General features: G+C 56.5%; 3 protein-coding genes. All 3 read right to left on the bottom strand.

Features of this window, described 5'->3' with window-relative positions:
• On the bottom strand, nucleotides 1-2,227 hold a 2,227-nt coding region (locus ACETWG_11495), incomplete at its 3' end, for a S8 family serine peptidase (protein ID MFB0517210.1).
• Between the two features lie 192 nt (nucleotides 2,228-2,419).
• On the bottom strand, nucleotides 2,420-4,786 hold the full coding sequence (locus ACETWG_11490) for a CHASE2 domain-containing protein (protein MFB0517209.1): 2,367 nt from the start codon (nucleotides 4,784-4,786) through the stop codon (nucleotides 2,420-2,422).
• 40 nt (nucleotides 4,787-4,826) lie between these two features.
• Nucleotides 4,827-5,266: hypothetical protein (locus ACETWG_11485; protein MFB0517208.1), on the bottom strand; the 440-nt coding region annotated here is incomplete at its 5' end.

Below are 5,266 nucleotides of genomic sequence, written 5' to 3'. Positions count from 1 at the left end.
TCTCTACAAACGCCGCCGTGCCGCTGCCAATGACAAAAGAGTCGAGGTATGTTGTATTCACCTGATTCGAGGAATTGAACGACATACCACTGGTAATAGCCTGCGACTGGCCCTCCAATTCATCGATAGGATTGGGTGCCCCATAGCCATCAATTGCAGCTTCAATTCCCAGGAGTGCCAGCAGGGCGGGATTGTCCTTCTGGTCAGTACCCAGGGCATCCCCGCCTTCCAGGTAGAGGGAGCCACCACTCTCCAGATATCCTTGAACGATAATAGCCATGGAGTCAACAAATTTGGTTCTGATCGACACCGAACCAGGGGGGCCGAAAGACAGAAATACGGCATCATAGCCTTCCAATGAGGCCGGGAAGGTGGTAGTGTAAGTGACCTCCAGACTGTCAGTATTCAAAAGAAGATCACGGATGTAGGTGCCGCTGTAATCGACACCTGCCGAGTCCCCTTCCCAGACCAAGACGTGATGCTGTTGGGGGAAAGAAGCCCCGGTGATCACCATGGAAAAGTCCTGGGTTCCTGCCAGGAGGGTATGCTTGTGGTCCACGGTAATGGTGTACTCTCCTGGATCTGGCGTAGAGATAAGAATCTGTTCTACGTTGTCGACACTATTATCGGCCTGGACGGCTGCCGCGGTGGGACTCTCAACTGCCAGTCGCCAGGGATAGAAGCTCCAGCCATCAATTGCCCGGGTTAACCGCAGGTCCAGGTCGTTGATTAGTGCTGGCGTCTCAGGATCAAGCTGGGCTGCTGGGACAGTTCCCGGCGGGTCGGACCAGCTGATGGTTACCATGAGGGGCTCGGTGCCGTCGCAGGTTAATGCAGCGGAGTGGACCTCCCCTTCATGAAGGGTTAATTCCTGGATAGTCCTTTGAGTGGCAGTGTCCCGGGAGATCAGAGTGGCTGCCGCCGCGGTATTCAGCAGCCCCCACCCATGAATATAGTCAGGTCCCCGGGTACTGCCGGCCTCATCGGCGGTATGAATCAGCAGGGCCTTGAGGGTGGCTGCCAGTGGAAAGCTGCCATTGTGAGTCTGCTGATAGTGCTGCTGCAGTAGTGCTACGGAACCGGTAACGCTGGGAGCCGCCATTGAGGTGCCACTGAACGAGCCATAGTCAGTATCACTAGATGCCAGGGTCGAGTACAGCTCCATGCCATTGGCTACTAAATCAGGCTTAATGCGTCCATCATCGGTAGGCCCCCAGGAACTGAAGCTGGTCATGACTACGTCGGTGGTATCAGCATAGCCATCGGGAATATCCTGGACGGCTCCCACCACCAGGACGTTCTTGGCCACCTGGGCGCCCCCGGGGAGACAGTCATAGTCCCCATCATGATTGCGCGCTTCGGTGGATAAAACCCATTGGCTGCCATCCCAAACCCAGTGCGATTCACCCGGCTCCGGCCCCGCATCGGCCCGGTCATTGCCGGCTGCGGTTACTATCAGATAAGCTGGCGCGTTGACCGCAATCTGGTCCCAATCGCTGGCCGTGCTATCATAGAAGCCGAACAGGTAGTCTTCGGTGGCACTGACGGCTTCATCGCCGAACCAGGCCCACTTCCCATCACCATGCCAGTTCCACTGCCAGCCCCTTACGATACAATAGGAATGATTCGAAAGGGCGAGCCCGTCGACAGCGGCACTGGCTATTTCTGCAAGGTTATCATACCAGTCGTAACTGTGAACGTTGGCTTCGTAGGCCATCCCTCGAGCAGCGGCCACTACGCCGGCCGCGATGATTGTCCCGGCTACATGAGTGGCGTGGTCGCTGATGGATGTCCAGCCGTCAATAGGCGCAATCCGGTTCCCGAACTCCTGGTGGGTTGTCCGGATACCGGCATCGTCCCATACAGCCAGGGTCAGCTGCGCACCGGTAAGGGCCAGGCCAGGCCCGCCTCCCGGCCAGACACGATCGGTACCCACGGTTCGGGCCGCGTTGAGATTGGTGGTGATATAATAGAAGGGCTGTCCGCGAGAAAACCGTTGCAGCGCAGCTTGGCGACCATCCGGCAATACCAGCCGTACGGCCAGCCGACTGGCAGCGGCCAGTTTCTCCGCCTCCCGGTGCTGAGCTTCATAGCGCTGATGAAAATAAGCGGACAGTTCCCGCAGCTCGGGCAAGCGTAGCGGGAGTATGCGTTGTTGGCCATAGGTCTGAGTAGATGCGGCCCAAATGACCACCGCTGCCCAGATTAGCACCTGCACTGGCCTCATCTAGCGATATCTTTTCAGGAAGTGTTATTTATAATCCTATTAAGCGCGGGAGATTACCCTTTGAATATTACTGCGTCGACCCCTGGTGAGGAAGCACTTTGCAGCCAGATGAGGGGCTTACGGGGAACTCAGTCCCATTTTCTGTTGTTGCGCTGAGTTGTCGGTGGGAGAGTGCGGTATTGAGTTGCGCGGCTATTTCGCTGTGAGGGTCCAGCTGCCATCCCAGTCAGCACCGGGAGGATGGGCCTTGAAATGGTCGCAGCGTTCAATATACACGCGGCTGGGAGTTGTAGGACGCTTGGGAAAGACCTCCTCCAGACGTTCACTCCGCTCGAACACTTGCCGGGCCCGGTCCCATTGTCGTTGCCGATAAAGAGCCATGCCTTCCTGATACAGGTCGCGCATTTCCAGCAGTGCTGCCGGAAGTTCGCCTTTCCAGGCCATAATCTCGACGGTATCTACCGTTTCCGACTTCCCTACCACCCGCACCTTATCGATCTCCCGCCATTCAAAGGCGTCAGGGCCGGCCAGGTTCAGGGAACCGGTTGTGCACTGGATATAGATTCCATACTGCTTGCCGGATGCCTCCAGCCGGGCGGCGGTGTTAACCACGTCACCCATCATGGTATAATTCATGCGGGATGTGATTCCCATGTTACCGGTGACGAAGTCCCCGGAGTTGATTCCGATACGCATGCGCATATTGTGTACCAGTTCTGGCCACTTTTTCCCTTCAGAGCCCCACTTCTTCCTGAGCCCGGCCAGGGTTTCCTGCATTCCGAGTGCCGTACGTATGGCCCGCAGGGCGTGGTCATCCATGGGCATCGGTGCCCCAAAAATGCCAACGATAGCATCACCCTCGAACTTGTCCAGAGTGCCTCCTTCCTTCAGGAGAATGTCAGTCATGGCGGTGAGATACTCGTTGAGCAACGCCACGAGTTGCGGTGCGGTAAGTATCTCCGAGAAACTGGAAAAGGACTGGATGTCGGTGAAGAAGGCCGTTCGTACGCCCGACTCCCCTCCCAGCTGCGGTTCATGCTTGCTATCCACCATCTGCTCGATGAGCTCAGGCGAGATGTAAGTGCTAAAGGTTTTGCGGAGGAAGCGCTTGTCCTTCTCCAGTACGAGGTATTGATACAAATTAACGCTGAGGAAAGTGCCCCCTATCCCGATGATGGGCCGCACCATCTCGAACACCACCAGGTCACCCAGAAAACAGGCGTAGGTGAACAGCATCCACCCCGCGGCAGCTATAACTGTAATCAACAGCGAGAATAAGCCCTTAAACCAGACCAGAATAGCCCCCAATACCAAACCCAAAGCTGCCATGATCCAGAACATAGAAACCTTGGATATGGGGCGTACAAATTCGTTCATGAGAATGCTCATGATCACATTAGCATGGATCTCTACTCCGGGAAAGGCTTCCTGGACAGGGGTATTACGCAGGTCCATCAAACCGGCGAGGGTCGAGCCTACCAGCACGATTTTCCCTTTAAAATAATCCGCCGGGAGCATCTCGGATGTGGCCCAGGCATAGGGAATATAACGGAAGGTGCGGTGGGTGCCATAGTAGTTCACCCAGAGGCGACCCTGAGGATCAACAGGTATGTTTCGCACCACTTGACCACTACGGTTGACCATCCTCAATCGCCGGTGTTTAAAATCGTATTCCAGGCCATCCTTGGGCACGTCGAGAATATCCATAATGGCGGCCATGGTCAGGCTGGGATAGGCCTGGTCAGCGCTGGAGAAATAGACTGCCGTGGGACCTCGGCGGATGATACCATCCGGGTCCTGGGGGAAGTTGGCACTGCCGATTCCCTTGCTGGCATTTAGCAGATCAATAAAGGAGATGTCAAACCGCTCGCCTGAAGGGAAATGATCAGCGACCTCAGGAGGTACCTGCAAGGTTTTGGCGGCCGCATCCAGCACGGTGGGGATGCGGACAACCTGGCCCGCCCTGATTCGGCCATCAGGCGGCAGGAGATCAGCGTTCAGGTCACGCAGGTAGGCCGCCGCTGCGGGATCGCCAAAGTAGAACCGAGCCACGTCCTCCAGGCTTTCTCCCGCGCTCATCGTGTGCAGGTGCACGCCTTCGGGAGGTGCTGTCATGGGATACTGGAAATTCAGGGTGTCCGCTTCGGACAGCGCAATGGCATGATAGACGCTCCCGGCCCGGTAGGTGGCATTCACAAAGGCCGTGTCCCGGTAGGGATCGGGTTCGGGATCGAGGAGGATATCAAATAAGATCGCCTTGGGTTGGCCGGAAGAAAGATAGTCAATCAGCGCCGCATGCCGGTCGTGGTACCAGCGAAAATAGTTGCCCAGCTCGTTGATACTCTGCTGATCAATATCAATTATCAGAACCGTGTCAATGGACTCTTCCTGAAAATCCAGGTTTCGGGCCCGAGCTCGGCTATCGTAGGACCGGAATTCATAACCGTCGACCATTTCCGTCAGGAAAGACCACTTCGCCGAGGTCACTGCCCAAACAAAAAGGGCTGAGAGCAGTCCCAGCCCCGACCCGATTAAAAGCCGCTTCAGCTTATCAGGCATAGGTGCTACAAATCAGCCGGCTAAGCCATACCAGTCAAATTTACTGGCCTTGCTGCGCGTCCAGATCTTTATTCCAGCGGACAAACTCCAGTTGTTCGTCAGCCGCCGCGTCAAACTCGAACATGTGGTACTTACCGTCCCGCCTGACATTAATCTGCATGCCTTCCACCAGGGTGATCCACTCTTCGAGGGAGACTTCGTAGGGTCCTGGTACTTCTTCTGGGGGGGCAACTTCCTGCGGGGGGCCGATCCTGATCGCGCCCGGGGCGCCGCCCCTACCGCTATCGCCCTGCTGGGTCTCCTCCACTTTCTCGGCCCAAATTACATCCACTTTCCCTTCGTAAACCAAAACCGAGCTCTCGGCCGTGTCCGCCACAGCCCGGTATTTGGTGCCCCGAATGGCAGCCACCGCCGTGGGTGCACGCACCGCGACATTCTTATTCTCACCAAAGGCGGCTTTGGCAGCCACCCAGACCTGAC

This window comes from Candidatus Neomarinimicrobiota bacterium, from assembly GCA_041862535.1.
Lineage (GTDB): Bacteria > Fidelibacterota > Marinisomatia > SCGC-AAA003-L08 > TS1B11.
The sequence above is the reverse complement of the archived record's forward strand: the minus strand, read 5'-3'. Positions and strand labels throughout refer to the sequence as shown.